Below are 18038 nucleotides of genomic sequence, written 5' to 3' on the forward strand. Positions count from 1 at the left end.
TTAGGTTTTTTCAAAAATAATTGAAACCTTCTTCACAAAGTTTCGTCTGAAATATTGGATACGATATTTACATAAGAATTTTTTACTTTTGTGTAAATCTTGTACATATAGCAAATTAATAGTTTCATTGAGAGTAAGTCTATGCTATAATCCATTAGGAGTATTTTATCGAAATTTGGCTTTTTTATACATTTTATATCTATAAAACTCAAATCTGGTTATAAAATAAGCACGGAGGGTCCTTATGTTATATGTAACTTTATTTATATGTTTTTGTGCTTCGATCTTCCTTACACCATTAGTAAAAAAATTAGCCTTTAAAATTGGTGCAACCGATAAGCCAAATCAAAGGAAAGTTCATCAGAAAATCATGCCGCGTTTAGGCGGGCTGGCTATATATATTAGTTTCTTAATAGGAATATTCGTTATTCAACCAAATGAGAGTTTTAATTTACATCTCATAAATCCTGATGGACATGTCCACTTGGCGTTAATACTTGGTAGTTTAATTATTATCCTTACCGGTGCAATTGATGATGTGAAAGAAATCTCACCAAAGGTAAAGCTGTTAGGACAAATCCTTGCTTCTCTCGTTATCATAATTTATGGAAACATAAAAGTTGAATTCATTAACTTACCATTTGGCGGCGGACAGTTGGATTTTGGAATATTTAGTATTCCATTTACAATGGTTTGGATTGTAGGTATTACTAATGCAATAAATTTAATCGACGGGTTAGATGGTTTAGCAGGAGGGGTATCCTCAATTGCCTTATTTTCCATCGCGGGAATAGCCTTTATTACTGGAAACCCTTATGTTACAATTGTGGCATTAATAGCGGCTGTATCTACACTTGGTTTCCTTGTATATAATTTTCATCCAGCCAAGATTTTTATGGGTGACACCGGCGCATTGTTTTTAGGATTTTTAATTAGTGTTCTTTCATTATTAGGACTAAAAAGTGTTACGGTGATGTCCCTTGTTATTCCGGTTATTATATTGGGTGTTCCAGTTTCAGATACATTCTTTGCTATTATCCGCAGACTTGTGAACAAGCAGCCATTATCTGCACCGGATAAATCACACCTGCATCATTGCTTGTTAAAAGCAGGTTATTCACATCGGCAAACGGTTTTAATGATATATGCGATGAGTGCGGTTTTTGGACTAGCGGGATTTATCTTTTCCCAAGCAACAATCCGTGGGTCGGTCATTATTCTTCTCACAATATTGATTATCATCGAAATATTTGTTGAGAAAATAGGACTTATCCGAGAAGACTACAAACCATTGTTAAACCTGATTCGAGGTTTTAGACAAGTCAATTTGCGAAATAAATAAAGAATGCGCGGGCTTTCACAACTTGTGAGCTCGCTTTTTTGCTGTTTGACACTCGCGAGATTTTCCTTTTTTTTGCAAAACCTTTAGTGTTTCGAATCCTCTTTAATGGACAAACTTATTGTTAAGGAGGATTTAATATGCTTCTTCTCACCATGATATTATGTTTTGTTGCTTCGGTTCTTATTACACCACTTGTAAAAAAACTCGCCATTCTAATTGGGGCAACTGACAGGCCAAATCAGCGCAAGGTTCATCAATCAATCATGCCGAGGCTTGGTGGTTTAGCAATCTTTATCAGTTTTATGCTGGGCATTTTTCTTTTGCGTCCTGCCAACCCATCCTTGGTTCCAATATTAATTGGTTGTCTTATCATAATAGTGACCGGCCTTTTGGATGACCTTCTGGAGCTTTCGGCAAAATACAAACTTTTGGGCCAATTGGCAGCTGCGGTTGTTGTTGTTTTTTGGGGAAACCTGCAGGTCGTCTTTATTAATTTGCCGTTCGGGGCTCAGCTTCAATTTGGTTTATTAAGTATTCCCTTTACAATTATTTGGATTGTAGGAATTACCAATTCGATTAATTTAATTGACGGGCTGGACGGTCTTGCTGCAGGGGTATCTTCCATAGCGTTAATTACAATTTCCGGGATGGCTGTTATTCAAGGACATATATTTGTTGCAATAGTAGGTTTAATTGTCCTTGCCAGTACATTAGGTTTTTTGATATACAACTTCCATCCTGCAAGCATTTTTATGGGAGACACTGGGGCACTATTTTTAGGATATATCATTTCAGTGCTTTCGCTAATGGGTTTTAAAAATGTAACCTTCATTTCATTTATAATTCCAGTCATTGTTCTAGCCGTGCCAATTTCAGATACTTTTTTTGCAATCTTGCGTAGAATTATTCATAAAAAACCTTTAGGTGCACCGGACAAACAGCACCTACACCATTGCATGCTGCGAATGGGTTACTCTCATCGTCAGGCGGTATTACTCATTTACGCGATGTCAGCATTTTTTGGTTTAATGGCTGTTATTTATTCTCAGGCTAGGATTGGTGGAGCTTTGTTTTTAATTTTATTAATAATTTTGTTTATAGAGATTACTGCAGAAAAAATCGGATTAGTTGGGAGAGATTATCGTCCAATTTTAAACATTTTGCAAACACTAAGGGCGGGATCAGCCAAAGGAAGATCATGATTCCTTTAAGTAAATGGTTTTTGGGGGGACTTTTATAGTTCTCTCTTTTTTAATGTATTTTTGACTTCAATAAAAGTGCATTACAAATTTACTAAAAGTTTTTTGGGGATAAAATGACTTTGAAAAATTTTTGATTATTTACTAAAATAATATTTAATGCGTTATTCGAAATAATTTTATATTTATTTTGGGAGGTACCTATGACTTTTAATGAAGTAATGGCATTAATTATGCCTTCAATAATAGCATTACTATTCTATTCCAAAGTTACATTAAAAAAAGTAACCTTTTTTGATGGGTTATGTAATACTGTTTTATTTATCCTAATCACGAACTGTATATGTTATGCATTCTTAATATACTTGAAAAAAACAGTGTCTTTTATTTACACAGACAGTTTTACATTGAAATATAGTATCATGGCTACCTTTATAGCAATTGTAATTGCAATAATTTATCGGTTTTTAGAATTAAATTTCAGTATCGGTCTTAGAGTGGTGACATCAAGAGATGAAGAAGAATAAGACAATTATTAATATCTTTACAATCTTGTTATTGTTTATAACTTCAATAATCATTTCAGCATCTATATATATAAAGTTAAATTTCGCAAATCAAAATGCGGACGAAATGGTTTATTATCTTTTTAATGGACTAAATGGTACATCCACCGATGTTATTGTACATGCCATAGCATTAAGTTTAGTGCCATTTTTATTTTTATTTCTCTTTTTATTAATCCCCTTTATCCGCTTACAAAAAAGGAAATATATGATCGATGTTAAAATTAAAAATAAGAAGTACTGTTTTACAATTTTGCCAAACAAGTTTTTATATAAATACAGAATCATCTATTCTTCCACTGTGCTATTGGTTTCATTAGTTCTTAGTTATAATATGTTAGGTTTGCACGAATACATCAAACGTATAACAAATTACTCATCAATAATTGATGATAATTATGTTAATCCCGCCGACGTTTCTATTACATTTCCTAATGAGAAAAGAAACTTAATTATTTTATATTTGGAATCAACTGAAAACACATTTATTGATAAGGAAAATGGTGGAGGTTGGGGATATTCTGTTATTCCAGAGCTAGCAAGTATTGCAAAGGAAAATATTAATTTCTCTAATTCTGATAAAATTGGTGGTGCCCTGTTTGCTCCTGGCACTCAATGGACTGTAGCGGGACTTGTTTCAACTACCTCAGGTATTCCGCTGAAAATTCCTATTGATGGAAATGAGTATACTTCTTCAAATAACTTTTTAGTGGGAGCTTATACATTAGGGGACCTATTGCATAAAGAAGGATATAATCTAGAGGCTATGTTTGGTTCGGATGCTACTTTTGGAGGACGTAGTAATTATTATTTAAGACATGGAAATTACAAGATATTTGACGTTAATACTGCAATCAATGAGGGGAAAATGTCCGAAGATGAAAAAGTTTGGTGGGGGTTTGATGATACCCATCTATTTGATTGGGCTAAGGAGGAAATAACCAATTTAGCGAATTCGGATAAACCTTTTAGCTTTTCCTTCCTAACTGCTAATACACATTTTACAGATGGGTATATGGAGAGTGCTGCCGAGAATTTATACAAAAGTCAATATGAAAATGTCTTTGCGTATTCTTCTAAACAAGTAAATGATTTTGTTGAGTGGTTAAAACAACAGGATTTTTATGAAAATACAACTCTAGTAATAATGGGAGACCATCACAGTATGCAAGATCCTAAATACTTCGAATCCCATATGTATAAGGGCTATGAAAGAACCATTTATAATGCAATTATAAATTCCGCTATTGAGCCAATAAATTCGAAAAACAGATTATTTTCATCCATGGATATGTATCCAACAATTTTAGCGAGTATCGATGTTAAAATCGAAGGAGACCGATTAGGAATCGGAACAAATCTATTTTCAAATAGGAAAACATTAGCGGAAGAACAAGGAATATTAAACTTAAATGATGAGTTAGCTAAAAACTCAAAATTCTATAATGACAAAATTTTGAAAGATGATTACTTGGATTTAATAAAGGCTAAAAAGTAATAACAGTAATTAGTCAGAAATATACTTTCTTTTATTTAATCATAAATAAATTAATCCTAGATAAAAATACTGTAAATTTTAGGTTAAAATAATGAAAAATTAAAGGGGTCTCAAATTTGAGATCCCTTTAATTTTTCCATTTTGTTTTTTGCCCAATAGTCCAAACTTAATATTTTTTCCCAATTGCCTCCTGCCAAATGTCCTACTATAATTCAAATAAAGAACATCTCGAATTACCTAACAAAATCTTCTTCCAAATAAACCGTTTCACCCTTGCCCAGCGTACATTGTCCATTGGTCTGCTCGACCATCCAGTCCATAAAGATTTTACTCTTATCTTCCTCAACATAGACATCAATTTGGACGTTATCTAAATAGAGAATATCTTTAATTTTGTACTCGGAAGCACGCAGTTCCCTTTCAATTTTCCCAAGCCATGTGTAATCGATTTTCACTTGTATAATTTGAACAAGCCGTCTTTCGACAACGCCGACCGCTTCAAGACCTTCAGAAGTAGCTTTTCCATATGCACGGATTAGCCCGCCTGCACCGAGCTTGATCCCGCCAAAATAGCGGGTGATCACGACAACAGTGTCTTTTAACTGTCTTTTTTTCAAAACTTCAAGAATCGGGACGCCGGCTGTGCCGCTTGGCTCGCCGTCATCGTTCGCTTTTTGGATTTGGTCATGCTCGCCAATTAGGTAGGCTGAGCAGTTATGGGTGGCGTTCCAATGCTTTTTCTTAATAGCTTGAATGAACTCTTGGGCATCTTGTTCGGATTCCACTCTTTTCAGTTGGGCAATAAAACGGGATTTTTGGATATTTATTTCATGTTCTCCATACTCTTTTACAGTTAAGTAACGAGGCAGCATGTTAAACTCCTTTCTTTAGCAAAAATGTCACACTAATGTAATATAATATTTTTAAAAAAAAATAATGTAATATACCTATAATATGGGTGTAAAGTTCGAATGATATAATAAATACAGCTTTATAGTACCTTCTAATAGGCTAAAGGTAGTAGTCTGATATAGTAATTATACTACTTTTATACAAAAGTCACGTAAGCAATATTTATAGCTTAGCAAAGTATTTGAAAAAATGGTAAAGTATGTTAAAGGCCTAAGGGAAAAAAAGCCCCGGAGGAATCTGAAATGAATTTAAAGCAAATAGATTTGAAATCGATTGATGACATTCGTGAAGCGATGATTGAAACCGTCACCTGCAGCAAAAGTGACATCTTCCGCATTAGCGAGCAATGCCGTACGGACTATGACAGCATCACAAGTGAGCTGGACAATATTAAGGAAGTCATGGTTAAGCTGATCGATGAAGGAAATCAGCTAGAGGCGCAGGTTACTGCCGCGAGGCACAGACTTTCAGAAGTAAGCATGAACATGAAAACCTTCTCGGAGGAGGAGGTCCGTGACGCCTACGAAAAAGCGCATCAGCTGCAAATGGATCTCTCCATCAATTGGCAATACCGCAAGCAGCTTCTTGAAAAAAGGGAAGAACTCGAGCACAGGCTTGTTGGTATTAATGATACGATTGAACGTGCCGAGCAGCTGATTTCGCAAATCTGCGTGGTCATGAATTACCTGCAGAGCGACTTGAAACAGTTTGGTGAGGCGTTTGAAAATGCCAAGGCGAAGCAGGATTTGGGCTTGAAAATAATTGAAGCCCAGGAGGAAGAGCGGAAACGTCTCTCGAGAGAAATTCACGATGGGCCGGCGCAAATGCTGGCAAATGTCATCATGCGTTCTGATATTGTGGATCGTGTTTTTCGTGAGAAGGGTCCTGATGATGCATTCGCAGAGATTCAGAGCTTTAAGAAAATGGTCCGCTCAGCACTTTATGAGGTCCGCCGGATTATTTACGACCTGCGTCCAATGGCATTGGATGATTTGGGACTCGTACCGACCCTCAGAAAGTATTTACAGACCATTGAAGAATATCATAATCATTCAAAAATTGAATTTGTGAAAATAGGAAATGAGAAGAGACTTCCGACGAAATATGAGGTTGCCCTCTTCCGGCTTATACAGGAATCGGTGCAAAACGCGCTCAAGCATGCCAATGCCTGCTCCATAAAAGTTCAATTGGAAATGACGGACACCGATGTGAAAGTGTTAATCAAGGACAACGGCGTTGGTTTCGATACAAACCAAAAGAAGCCGGGTTCCTTCGGCATGATGGGCATGAGAGAGAGGGTCGACCTGCTTGAAGGCGATTTGACGGTTGATTCGAAAATCGGCAAAGGCACCGCTGTTTCCATCCAAGTGCCGTTAATGAATTGAGCTCAGATAATGAAGAAAGTAACATTCTCTGATGGGGAATTTGAAAACTAGGAGGCGTTACAAATGACTACAAAAATTATTATTATTGACGATCACCAGCTTTTTAGAGAAGGTGTTAAGAGAATTCTAGAATTTGAGAAATCGTTCCAGGTCGTGGCAGAAGGCGATGACGGCAGCGAGGCATTAACGCTTGTTGAAGAACACCGTCCTGATGTTGTCATCATGGACATCAATATGCCACAAATGAATGGTGTAGAGGCAACTCGCGAGCTAGTCGCTAAATATCCGGATACTAAGATTATCATCCTTTCCATTCATGATGATGAGAATTATGTCACTCATGCACTGCAGACAGGAGCCTGCGGCTATCTGTTAAAAGAGATGGATGCCGATGCGTTGATTGAAGCGGTCCGTGTCGTGGCAGACGGAGGTTCCTACCTTCATCCAAAGGTGACTCATAATTTAGTCAACGAATATCGTAAACTAGCAGCAGGTGTGACGCGCGGAGGTTCTTACGTGCAGACTATTGAAATCCGCCGCCCGCTTCATTTATTGACACGCCGTGAGTGTGAGGTACTGCAAATGCTTGCTGATGGAAAAAGCAACCGCGGTATCGGCGAAGCGCTTTACATCAGTGAAAAGACCGTTAAGAACCATGTATCAAATATCTTGCAAAAAATGAATGTTAATGACCGTACTCAGGCTGTTGTTGTGGCGATTAAGAATGGCTGGGTGGAAGTAAGGTAGTTATTTTTCTGAAAAACTAATTATATGTTATGATTGGGGAGCACGCGCAATGCGTGTTCTTTTTCTTTTTTGGAGAAAGCTTTTTTGATAAAATAATGAACAGTATTATTGTAAAAAAAATAAGGATGGTAAATATACATATGAAAACGGCAATTGTCACAGACAGTACCGCATACATTCCCACGGAATTACTAGATAAATGGAATATACATATGATCCCGTTGAATGTCATTTTCGGCAATGAAGTCTACCGGGAAGAAGTCGACATTCACTGGCAACAGTTTTACGAGGAGGTAAAGACAAAGGACTTGCCAACTACATCTCAGCCGCCGATAGGCCAGTTTGTGGAGTTGTTCGAACGGTTGGCGGCGGAGGGTTGCGATGCGGTTATCAGTATCCATTTATCGAGCGGCATCAGCGGCACCTACCAAGGCTCGGTAACAGCTGGAACAATGGTCGAGGGCATCAAAGTGTACTCTTTCGACTCGGAAATTAGCTGCATGGTTCAAGGGTTTTATGCATTAGAGGCGGCGGAATGGGCGTCAAGGGGAATGGACCCCCAGCGGATTATAGCGCGCTTGGAAGAACTGAAGAGCACAGCTCACGCTTATTTCATGGTTGACGACCTGTCGCACCTCCAGCGTGGCGGACGGTTATCAGGAGCAGCCGCTTTAATCGGCAGCCTTTTGCAGGTTAAGCCTTTATTACATTTTGTGGACAAGGCAATCGTCCCTTTTGAAAAAATTCGCACCCGCAAAAAAGCGATGAAACGAATTGCAGATTTACTTGGAGAGGATGCAATGGGCGGCGGCCGCTACCAAGCAGTGGTGATCCATGCAAATCGCGAGGAGGAAGCACTAGGGTGGAAGAAGGAGCTTGAGGCTCTCTATCCAAACGTCGACTTTACCATCGGCTACTTCGGTGCCGTCATCGGAACCCATCTTGGGGAAGGTGCAATGGGCATGGGGTGGATGAAGAAATAGGTTTTTTAAGTTACTGACTGGCCATTCCGGGTTGCTGGAATGGTTTTTTATTTGCTGGGGGTTACTTTGGTATGTAGTAAATAGGTTTGGCGAATAAGTTATAGTAATTGGCGAATAGTCACCTAATTTCAGCGAATAACTAACCTTGTCGGCGAATAACCTTCTAAGTTTGGCGAATATTTGTTCAAAACGGGCGAATAACGTAATGGCCGGCCAAAAATAGCAAGCAAGCCGGAGGCTGGGCCAGCGTGTTGAGAAAAAAGGTAATCAAAGGGTTTGGCGAATAAGTCAACGGAACCAGTGAATAACTTAAAAGAATCGGTTAAAACCAACATAGTTTGGCGAATATTGCCTAATACATGGCGAAAAACTAACATAGTTTGGCGAATATTGCCTTATAAATAGCGAAAAACTAATCTATTTCGGCGAATACCCCAGCTTAGGAGGACACACTTTATAAATCTATCAAACTGCCATTAGCTAAAATTCGACAACTTTAAACAGTAGTTGTAAAATGTAGTTGTATTTTTTAATAAAGGAGCGATGATTCCATTGTTAATGAGAGACTTGCCCGTCCCCCTGAGACTGGTCTTAACCCAAGTCCTGGTTTACCGTATTTTAATCGGCCATCCTAAACAACCCGAAATCGAAAAAGACCTCGCGAAAAGAAAAGCTGGCTTTCGAGGCGAACTAGCCTTAAGAAATTTTGTAAAACAACTCCCCCAAGAAAAATATGTTATCTTCCACGACCTTCAACTCGAATACAACGGATTTCATTTCCAAATTGACACACTTCTCATCTCAAGAAACGGCATTCTCATTATTGAAGCGAAAAATATAGCTGGAACATTGATATTCGACAATCAATTTAACCAATTAATTCGGGTTAAACCGGATGGTACTGAAGAGATTTTTGAAGATCCTCGTGTTCAGGCTGAAAGGCTGCGTATATTATTAGGAAGATTGTTGGCGAAATACGGAATGAATTTTCTGCCTATCGACCAGCTTGTTTTTTTCAGCAGCACAAAGACCTTTTTAAAAAGCAACACCAATGATCCAAACGCATTTAAAAAGGTATGCAAATCAAGGGATATATTTAAAAAAATTGAAACCTTTGAAAATACATATAACCAGCCAAGAGTGGATGAAGAGACTATCTATAAAATTGCAAATTTCTTATTAAGTCATCACACTCCACAAAAAATCAATATCTTAAAAGAATATGGTTTGACGAGAAATGACATCCGGTCAGGAGTCCGATGCCCCGATTGCCTTCATATCCCGATGGTGTACGACCGTAGAAGCTGGATTTGCCCAATCTGCCTTTACACCTCAAAAGATGCCTTTATTGATTCCATCAGAGACTACTTTCTTCTAATAAATTCATCAATTACCAATGCAGAGTGCCGCAGCTTTCTTCATCTGCCAACAGTCCATACAGCCCAAAAAAAGCTTCATCTTTTGAAATTACCTTATGAAGGAGAGAAGAGGGGGCGTCTTTATTTCCCACTTTTGGAATGGGAGCCTCAAAATATTATGGCTACTTTAGAAAACGAACAAAAATATGCGAATTTTTTGATAAAGGGTTAAAAGAAGGTGGCCTCCCATGCGTTTTCAAATAAAGGATGAAAAACTCATCCCACAAAGATTTTTCACAGAAGATTCCTATCGAATCACACAAATCCCGGAAATCCTGCAGCCGCCGTTAAACCCAGACTTTCCATATAGCCGCGAACTCCAGCAGATTCTCGCTGGCAAGCAGCTCCTCCTTGACGATATCCCGCACCCACTCGACGAAATTCAATCTCACTATGAGAATGGCTATATTACATATCGTAAAGGCATCGACTATATCGGGAAAAAGCCCATGTGTATGAGATGTGGAAACAAGGATCAACAGTTGTTCGCCATCTTCCATTGCTCTCGGTGCGGTGAAAACTGCTTTTATTGCCGCCGCTGTATCATGATGGGTAGAATCAGTGAATGCACCCCTTTAATCGGCTGGAATGGTCCGGCGCCGAACATCACCCTTCCGCAAAAAATTATGGCTTGGAATGGGAAACTTTCAGAAGGGCAGCAGGTGGCTTCTGACAAGGTAGTTGAGGCTATCTGGCAAAAAAAGGAGTGGCTAGTATGGGCCGTTTGCGGGGCCGGGAAAACCGAGGTGTTGTTTGCCGGAATTGAAACTGCGCTTGCCGCCTATAAAAGAATCTGCATCGCCACGCCGAGAACAGACGTAGTTCTTGAACTGACGCCGAGACTTAAGGAAGCTTTTCCTGAGATTAGGGTCGCTTCCCTATACGGCGGCAGCACGGACCGCCATCTCTACGCCCCTTTAACCATCGCCACAACCCACCAGCTGCTCCGCTTTTATCAAGCCTTTGATGCTGTTATTTTGGATGAAGTTGACGCGTTTCCTTACACTGTCGAGGAATCGCTCCAGCATGCGGCGATTCAGGCCCGGAAGCCGTCCTCCGCGATGATTTACCTGACAGCAACCCCTAATGAAAAATGGCAAAGGGAATGCCGTGCCGGCAAACGTTCATTTACTACCATTCCGGCCCGGTTTCATCGGCATCCGCTTCCCATTCCTGAATTTGCATGGTGCGGCAACTGGCAAAAACAGCTCCAAAAAGGCAGGCTTCCCGCCAATGTCCTTCGATGGATAAAAGACAGGCTCGAGAGCGGCAAACAGGCACTTGTTTTCTTTCCCCATATCCCTTTGATGGAAAAAGCCCTTCCATTACTTCGCAAGCTCGATTCTAGAATCGAAGCAGTTCACGCAGAAGACCCTGAACGGAAGGAAAAGGTGCAAAAGATGCGGGCAAAAGAAGTTCCACTACTGCTAACTACCACCATCCTTGAGCGGGGCGTTACTTTTCCCAATATTGATGTTGCCGTTGTGGGTGCCGAGGATTTGATTTTTACTGAAAGTGCCCTTGTGCAAATCGCTGGCAGAGCAGGACGAAACAAGGATTACCCGGATGGAGTGGTGACTTTTTTTCATTTTGGAAAAACAGACGAGATGCTGAAGGCCAGGAAGCAGATTGTCACGATGAACCGTGAGGGGGTGAAGCGGGGACTGATTGACATCTAAAGGGTGGTCTATCTTTCGAAGAAAGGGATAAAACAAATGAATTTTCTCAGTCAAAATCGATGTATTATCTGCCAGGAAATAATATATCCGGATATAGGATGGAGAGCTATTTTTTCAAAAGAAAAAGAGCACCATGTATGCGCGGATTGTGATGAGAAGTTTGAAAAAATAGAAGGAGATATCTGCCGGATGTGCAGCAGACCGTTCCGACTGTTGGACGAGCAATTTCGCGACGGGGAATTATGCCATGATTGTACGCGTTGGGAAGAGGATCCTGACTGGCAAGGATTCCTTCAAAAGAATACTTCAATTTTCCTTTATAATGATTTTTTGAAGGAGGTTATGGCCAAATATAAATTTCGCGGGGACTATGTGCTAGCCAAAGTGTTTGCGGATTACTTCAAGGAGGTTACGAAAGGTTGGGAAGCCGATTTATTTGTGCCGATCCCGTTAAGCGAAGAACGGCTTTACGAGCGGGGCTTCAATCAGGCAGAAGCAATTTTGACAGAAGCAGGAAAAATGCCAACTGATATACTTTCGCGGGTCCACACCGAAAAGCAGTCCAAAAAATCCAGGTTGGAGAGAATCCATCTCCCCCAAGTCTTTCAAATCGATTCTCAAACCAACCTGCATGGAAAAAAGGTCATCCTCATCGACGACATCTACACCACCGGCTCCACCCTAAGACACGCAGCAAAACTCCTCAAACAAGCGGGCGCTGACACAGTCTGGTCCATAACATTAGCTAGATAAGAGTAATGGTGTCAGGCACTGCACGTGGACACTGTCATCTCAGGCGAACAATTAGGGACAATCCTCTATCGTTTCAAATCAATTTCCTATATTCCCGAAGCTTATTAGTGGCAAATTGTCCCAATCAATACTAAAATAAAGATGTACAACCATTCATAATAGTAAACTTCTCCACACAAGTCAAAGGCTGTGCAAAACATTGTCACTATTTTCCCGGTGTTTTTGTCAATAAATCGACAAACAATTTATGTTGATTCAGCAGGATAATCATAGGGTAAAATAGAAATGTAATACATAGCCTTAAAATAAAGGAGGACTCCACACATGAACTATAACGTACGTGGTGAAAACATTGAGGTAACTCCAGCAATCAGAGAGTATGTAGAAAAGAAAATCTCAAAATTGGAGCGTTATTTTACAGAAGCACCTGATGCAAAAGTTAACGTGAATCTTAGATTCAATCCAGATAAAACTTCCAAAGTAGAGGTAACAATTCCACTGCCAAATTTAGTACTGCGTGCCGAAGAAACAAACCAAGATATGTATGCAGGGATTGACCTGATCACTGACAAGCTAGAACGTCAAATCAGAAAGCACAAAACAAAGGTGAACCGCAAGTTCCGTGAAAAAGGAAACGTTGATTTCCAATTCACAACTCTGAATGCTGCAGATGTCCATGATGATGAGGAGTTGGAATTAGTTCGTACGAAACGCTTCGACCTTAAGCCAATGGACAGCGAAGAAGCAATCCTGCAGATGAACCTGCTGGGGCATAGCTTCTACGTGTTCACAAATTCCGATACCAACCGTACAAACGTTGTTTACAAGCGTAAAGATGGCCGCTACGGTTTAATCGAAGCACATTAATAAACTATTAAAACGTTGCCAGGGCGCCTATCCCTTGGCAGCGTTTTTTTTGGTACTATGAAAATATTACGATACCCTAAATTCAGAATCTTCTTTATAATGGAAGTAATATACAAAAGAAAGAGGGGTTCACAAATGAATTTTGACTATCAATACAATCCGTATCCATCCCACCGAACGACCGTGTTTGCACGACGCGGCATGGTTGCCACTTCTCAGCCGCTTGCTGCTCAAGCAGGTCTTGATATCCTAAAAAGAGGGGGCAATGCCATCGATGCTGCGATTGCCACCGCAGCGGCATTAACGGTTCTTGAACCAACTTCCAACGGCATTGGTAGTGACGCATTTGCGCTCGTTTGGACGAAGGGCAAACTCCACGGTCTAAACGCAAGCGGCCCGTCCCCAAAATCGCTGACTATTGATGCAGTTAAGGGACGGGGCTATGAAAAAATGCCGGCTCATGGTCTTATCCCGGTAACAGTTCCAGGCGCACCTTCAGCATGGGCGGAACTTTCTAAAAAATTTGGCAGCCTCCCGCTAAAAGAGGTACTCCAGCCGGCCATTGACTATGCCGAAAACGGCTATCCATTAACACCTGTTCTTGCTAAAAACTGGGCGTATGCCTACAAACATTATAAACACTCACTCACCAGTGAGGAGTTCCAGCCTTGGTTTGACACATTTGCCCCAAATGGGAGCGCTCCAAAGGCAGGAGAAATCTGGCGTTCGCCGGACCATGCCGTGACTCTCCGCTCCATCGCCGATACAAATGCTGAAAGCTTTTATCGAGGCCAAATCGCCGACCAAATAGCCGCCTTCTCTGAGCGCCACAATGGGTTCATTTCCAAAAAAGACTTGGAAGCATACTGGGCTGAGTGGGTTGAGCCGATTAAGCTGAACTACCGTGGCTACGATGTTTGGGAGATTCCACCGAACGGACAGGGGCTAGTGGCGCTGCTTGCATTGAACATCGTCAAGGGCTTCGAGCTCACCGAAAAGGAAACCATCGATACATATCACAAGCAAATCGAGGCCATGAAGCTCGCCTATACCGACGGCAAGGCCTATATTACCGATCCTTCTTTTATGAAAATGAAGGTAGCCGACGTTCTATGCGACGAGTACGGCGAGAAAAGACGCAGTGAAATCAGTGGGGAAGCGCTCCAACCGTTGCCATACGAATTGCCACGCGGCGGAACGGTCTATTTAGCAACTGCAGATGGTGAAGGGAATATGGTGTCATACATTCAAAGCAACTATATGGGCTTCGGCTCCGGCATCGTGGTGCCAGGTACCGGGGTATCGCTTCAGAACCGAGGTCATGATTTTTCACTGGACCCTTCACACGCAAATGCTTTGCGCCCAGGCTCCAAGACGTATCACACCATTATCCCTGGTTTCTTGACAAAAGGAGATCAGCCGGTTGGGCCGTTCGGCGTCATGGGCGGCTATATGCAGCCACAGGGCCATATGCAAGTCATCATGAATACGATTGATTTCAGTTTAAATCCTCAGGCTGCACTTGACGCTCCAAGGTGGCAGTGGATTGAGGGTAAGAAAATTCAAGTCGAGCCGCATTTCCCGAACCACATCGCTCAAGCATTGGCTCGGAAAGGTCATCAGATTGAGGTTGCCCTTGACACAGGCTCGTTTGGTCGTGGACAGATCATCTGGCGTGACCCAGATACCGGCGTTTTGATGGGCGGTACTGAACCCCGGACAGACGGGGCCGTTGCGGCTTGGTGATTCAAGGGCTGCGGAAGCTCGGACATGGATCTAAAAAACTCCGTTCGGCGGATAAACCTTAAAATTCGACGGATAACATTTCTAATATGGCATAAATTTCCGGGATTAAGCGGATAAAACAGCGTACTCGGCGGATATCCGCTCTATATCGGCAGATTACTTCAAAAGGAGAGGCAAATTAAATGACATTTTCAATCGTCGGTTATGACCCAGTGGAAAAAGAATGGGGAATTGCCGTTCAATCTAAATTTTTAGGCGTAGGAGCGGTAGTTCCGTGGGCCAAAGCGGGAGTCGGAGCGGTTGCAACCCAATCCTATGCCAATACGGCTTACGGCCCAAGGCTCTTGAACTGATGGAGCAAGGAAAGTCAGCACAAGAAACACTTGAAGCCATCCTTGCCGATGACCCTGACAAAGAAATTCGGCAGGTTGGACTCAATGATGCAAATGGCGACGCTGCGACATTTACCGGAAGCGCCTGCTATAACTGGGCCGGTGGCGTCACAGGACCACACTTTTCTGCGCAGGGGAACATTTTAGTTGATGAAAAAACGGTCCAAGCGATGTCTGAAATATTTCAAAAAGCGGAGGGGACGCTGGCCGAAAGGCTTCTTGCAGCCTTAGATGCCGGGCAGGAAGCGGGCGGTGACAACCGCGGCAAACAGTCTGCCGCCCTTTACGTTGTGAAAGAAAAAGGAGGCTACGGCGGCTATAACGACCGGTACATCGACCTTCGCGTGGACGACCACCCTGATCCAATAAAGGAACTAATCAGAATTTATCAACTTCAACGGCTCTATTTTTCGACATCTAAGCCAGAAAAAATAGCATCAGTTGAAGGGAAAGTTAAAACAGAGGTAACGCAACATTTAAAACGGTTAGGGTACCTTCCGGGCGATGACACCAGTGATGATGAAATCTATCAGGCGCTAACCACTTTTATTCATACCGAAAACTTTGAAATGCGGGAACAAAAGAGGGGCTGGATTGACCTAGAAGTTCTCGAATTTATGAAGAATAACAAGAGATAAACATGGCCCTCCACTTACTGGAGGGTTCTTTTATTGGGTCTGTATTTCATCTGCCCAGATCATCTAGTTAATTTTCACTATCATCATAGTGTTTTTTTCTTAAAATCTATTTAAATTGGAAAAGAATGAAATATAGGTCTTTTAGAGGAATAAACAGGATGGGCAAAGCATTTTTAAAGGTTGCTCCTATTTATTTTTTCAAACATGTTGGAAGAAGTACAAATATACAATCTGGTAATAAATTTTCAGTTTAATAGGACTTTCTTAGACGGCTATCATTTATTTGATAGTCGTTTTTTCGTGATGACGTAGGTAAATGTAACCTTTTAACAATTTTTAAAAAAAACACCTACAAAAAAGAAAAAAGCCCGACGTAAAGTTTAGTAGAACTTCACAAGGAGGCAAAACAAGACATGATAAACAAGAAACTGACAAATCTGGTTACAAGCGGTGTATTGGCATCATCACTTATTTTTTCAGTAGGAGCAGGAGCGGCCTTTGCTACTGGTAATGACACAACGGAGGATTCTGCAGTTACAGGTACGACTACAGAGCAGGTTACAGATCAAACAGCAACAACTACTGAAAACGCAACTGATGAGACCACTACTGAACAAACAGATGCAGCGGAAACAACAACAACTTCCGAAGAAGCTGAAACTCCATCAGATGAAGCAACAGTAGAAGACACTGATATTGATGCTGACGAAACTGTGGCAGCCGATAACGAAGTAAAACAAGAGGACAAGGCCCAAACTGAAGTGAAAGAAAAAGCTGAAGCACCATCATTGGTTCCTGGAGATTTCTTTTATTTTGTAAAAACCATCACTGAAAAAATCCGCCTTGCCTTTACATTTGACGATTATAAACAAGCAAAGCTTTTGGCTGGATTTGCAGCTGAACGTATCGCTGAGGCAAACGCGTTAATTGCAGATGGTAAAACGGACGAAGCGGAGCAGGTGTTAAAGGATGCTGTCGCAACACAAGAGGAGGCAGCACAAAAGCTTACCGCCACTGATGAAGACACTGACACAGAAACTGCAGATGTGGAAAAAGAGGACCACACAAAAACCGCTGATGTAGAAAAAACTGATGATACTCAAGCTGCTGCTAAAGGTACAGTTGAAGGCAAACTGGCCAATAATATCGATGCACTATTAGCATCTCTTTCACATATAAAAAATCCAGTTGCACAGCAAGCACATATGAAAAACATTCAGAAGACTTTTGTAAAACTTGAGAAAAAGTTTGCGAAGCTTGAAGAAAAAGATGCAGATTTTGCTGAACAAGTGCAGCAAATCGAAGAAAAAGTTTCCGACGTTCAAACAACAACCGTGAAAAAACATGGTAAAGCTCTAAAAAAGCAAAAGAAACAAGAGACAGAAACAGCAGTTGAAGTTGAAGCAACTACTCAAACTACAGAAGAAGCTACAGCTGTAACAGAAGAAAACAGCCAAGGCGAGGATACTTCAACAGCAGACCAGCAACAAACGGAATCTGCAAATAAAGGTGCAGACTACCAAGCTGCAGCTCAAGCAAAAGCTGCCGAAAAACAAGCTGAAGCTGTAAAAAGAGCTCAAGAAAAGCAAGCTGAAGCTGTAAAAAGAGCTCAAGAAAAGCAAGTTGAAGCTGTAAAAAGAGCTCAAGAAAAACAAGCTGAAGCTGTAAAAAGAGCTCGAGAAAAACAAGCTGCAGCCGTAAAAAGAGCTCAAGAAAAACAAGCCCAAGCTGCCCAAAAGCATGCTGGTGCAGGTAAAAAAGCTGAAGATTCACAGGGGAACGAAGATAATTAATCCTAATAAACTTTAAAATTTAGAATGGCCTCGGTTAAACCGGGGGCATAAACACTGAGTCAGAGCGGTCCGCTTTGGCTCTTTTTGTCATAAAATAATGTCGTGAGATCAGAAGATTTT

The 18038-nt window shown here is 41.0% G+C and carries 14 protein-coding genes and 1 pseudogene; 14 read left to right on the plus strand and 1 reads right to left on the minus strand.

What is annotated here, in order from left to right; all coding sequences use genetic code 11:
• Positions 1-244: 244 nt before the first annotated feature.
• The 4 genes from KHA99_RS11770 to KHA99_RS11785 all read left to right on the plus strand — a co-directional run bounded on the left by KHA99_RS11770 (position 245) and on the right by KHA99_RS11785 (position 4605).
• Complete coding sequence (locus KHA99_RS11770) at positions 245-1342, plus strand: glycosyltransferase family 4 protein (protein WP_213117633.1); 1098 nt, start codon at positions 245-247, stop codon at positions 1340-1342.
• Between the two features lie 137 nt (positions 1343-1479).
• Positions 1480-2544: a glycosyltransferase family 4 protein gene (locus tag KHA99_RS11775; RefSeq protein ID WP_213117634.1), complete on the plus strand. Its 1065-nt coding sequence runs from the start codon at positions 1480-1482 to the stop codon at positions 2542-2544.
• Positions 2545-2744: 200 nt separating this feature from the next.
• A complete protein-coding gene (locus KHA99_RS11780) occupies positions 2745-3068 on the plus strand; it encodes a hypothetical protein (RefSeq protein ID WP_213117635.1) in 324 nt (107 codons plus the stop codon).
• Entirely contained in the window at positions 3055-4605 is a 1551-nt protein-coding gene (locus tag KHA99_RS11785) for an LTA synthase family protein (protein WP_213117636.1), read from the plus strand. Before KHA99_RS11780 ends, KHA99_RS11785 begins: the two co-directional genes overlap by 14 nt.
• A 233-nt stretch (positions 4606-4838) precedes the next feature.
• Here KHA99_RS11785 and KHA99_RS11790 read toward each other — a convergent pair whose 3' ends face one another.
• Positions 4839-5477 (minus strand): YigZ family protein, encoded by a 639-nt coding sequence (locus tag KHA99_RS11790; RefSeq protein WP_213117637.1) that lies wholly within the window; start codon positions 5475-5477, stop codon positions 4839-4841.
• A 282-nt stretch (positions 5478-5759) separates the two neighbouring features.
• On the opposite strand from KHA99_RS11790, the gene KHA99_RS11795 reads away from it, so the two are divergent.
• From KHA99_RS11795 to KHA99_RS11840, 10 genes and pseudogenes are all read left to right on the plus strand, one after another.
• On the plus strand, positions 5760-6902 hold the full coding sequence (locus tag KHA99_RS11795; protein ID WP_213117638.1) for a sensor histidine kinase: 1143 nt from the start codon (positions 5760-5762) through the stop codon (positions 6900-6902).
• A gap of 63 nt (positions 6903-6965) precedes the next feature.
• A complete protein-coding gene (locus tag KHA99_RS11800) occupies positions 6966-7649 on the plus strand; it encodes a response regulator (protein ID WP_213117639.1) in 684 nt (227 codons plus the stop codon).
• Between the two features lie 140 nt (positions 7650-7789).
• Positions 7790-8632, plus strand: coding sequence for a DegV family protein (locus tag KHA99_RS11805; RefSeq protein WP_213117995.1), 843 nt, complete (start codon positions 7790-7792; stop codon positions 8630-8632).
• 558 nt (positions 8633-9190) lie between these two features.
• A complete protein-coding gene (locus KHA99_RS11810) occupies positions 9191-10222 on the plus strand; it encodes a nuclease-related domain-containing protein (RefSeq protein WP_249366661.1) in 1032 nt (343 codons plus the stop codon).
• Between the two features lie 16 nt (positions 10223-10238).
• Positions 10239-11729 (plus strand): ATP-dependent helicase ComFA, encoded by a 1491-nt coding sequence (locus KHA99_RS11815; RefSeq protein WP_213117641.1) that lies wholly within the window; start codon positions 10239-10241, stop codon positions 11727-11729.
• A gap of 36 nt (positions 11730-11765) precedes the next feature.
• Positions 11766-12482, plus strand: a complete 717-nt coding sequence (locus KHA99_RS11820; protein ID WP_213117642.1) for a ComFC family protein — start codon at positions 11766-11768, stop codon at positions 12480-12482.
• Between the two features lie 324 nt (positions 12483-12806).
• Complete coding sequence (gene hpf, locus KHA99_RS11825) at positions 12807-13349, plus strand: ribosome hibernation-promoting factor, HPF/YfiA family (protein ID WP_213117643.1); 543 nt, start codon at positions 12807-12809, stop codon at positions 13347-13349.
• A gap of 135 nt (positions 13350-13484) precedes the next feature.
• Positions 13485-15095, plus strand: coding sequence for a gamma-glutamyltransferase family protein (locus KHA99_RS11830; RefSeq protein WP_213117996.1), 1611 nt, complete (start codon positions 13485-13487; stop codon positions 15093-15095).
• A gap of 182 nt (positions 15096-15277) precedes the next feature.
• Positions 15278-16125 (plus strand): annotated as a pseudogene (locus KHA99_RS31695) (DUF1028 domain-containing protein).
• A gap of 413 nt (positions 16126-16538) precedes the next feature.
• Positions 16539-17918: a DUF5667 domain-containing protein gene (locus KHA99_RS11840; protein ID WP_213117644.1), complete on the plus strand. Its 1380-nt coding sequence runs from the start codon at positions 16539-16541 to the stop codon at positions 17916-17918.
• Positions 17919-18038: the final 120 nt, after the last annotated feature.

Source organism: Neobacillus rhizophilus (assembly GCF_018343535.1).
Taxonomy (GTDB): Bacteria; Bacillota; Bacilli; order Bacillales; family Cytobacillaceae; genus Neobacillus; species Neobacillus rhizophilus.

Coding starts and splice junctions, on each gene's coding strand:
- KHA99_RS11785 (WP_213117636.1), top strand. CDS start 3,055: ATGAAGAAGAATAAGACAATTATTAATATCTTTACAATCTTGTTATTG.
- KHA99_RS11795 (WP_213117638.1), top strand. CDS start 5,760: ATGAATTTAAAGCAAATAGATTTGAAATCGATTGATGACATTCGTGAA.
- KHA99_RS11775 (WP_213117634.1), top strand. CDS start 1,480: ATGCTTCTTCTCACCATGATATTATGTTTTGTTGCTTCGGTTCTTATT.
- KHA99_RS11800 (WP_213117639.1), top strand. CDS start 6,966: ATGACTACAAAAATTATTATTATTGACGATCACCAGCTTTTTAGAGAA.
- KHA99_RS11840 (WP_213117644.1), top strand. CDS start 16,539: ATGATAAACAAGAAACTGACAAATCTGGTTACAAGCGGTGTATTGGCA.
- KHA99_RS11770 (WP_213117633.1), top strand. CDS start 245: ATGTTATATGTAACTTTATTTATATGTTTTTGTGCTTCGATCTTCCTT.
- KHA99_RS11815 (WP_213117641.1), top strand. CDS start 10,239: ATGCGTTTTCAAATAAAGGATGAAAAACTCATCCCACAAAGATTTTTC.
- KHA99_RS11790 (WP_213117637.1), bottom strand. CDS start 5,477: ATGCTGCCTCGTTACTTAACTGTAAAAGAGTATGGAGAACATGAAATA.
- KHA99_RS11805 (WP_213117995.1), top strand. CDS start 7,790: ATGAAAACGGCAATTGTCACAGACAGTACCGCATACATTCCCACGGAA.
- KHA99_RS11780 (WP_213117635.1), top strand. CDS start 2,745: ATGACTTTTAATGAAGTAATGGCATTAATTATGCCTTCAATAATAGCA.
- KHA99_RS11820 (WP_213117642.1), top strand. CDS start 11,766: ATGAATTTTCTCAGTCAAAATCGATGTATTATCTGCCAGGAAATAATA.
- hpf (WP_213117643.1), top strand. CDS start 12,807: ATGAACTATAACGTACGTGGTGAAAACATTGAGGTAACTCCAGCAATC.
- KHA99_RS11830 (WP_213117996.1), top strand. CDS start 13,485: ATGAATTTTGACTATCAATACAATCCGTATCCATCCCACCGAACGACC.
- KHA99_RS11810 (WP_249366661.1), top strand. CDS start 9,191: ATGAGAGACTTGCCCGTCCCCCTGAGACTGGTCTTAACCCAAGTCCTG.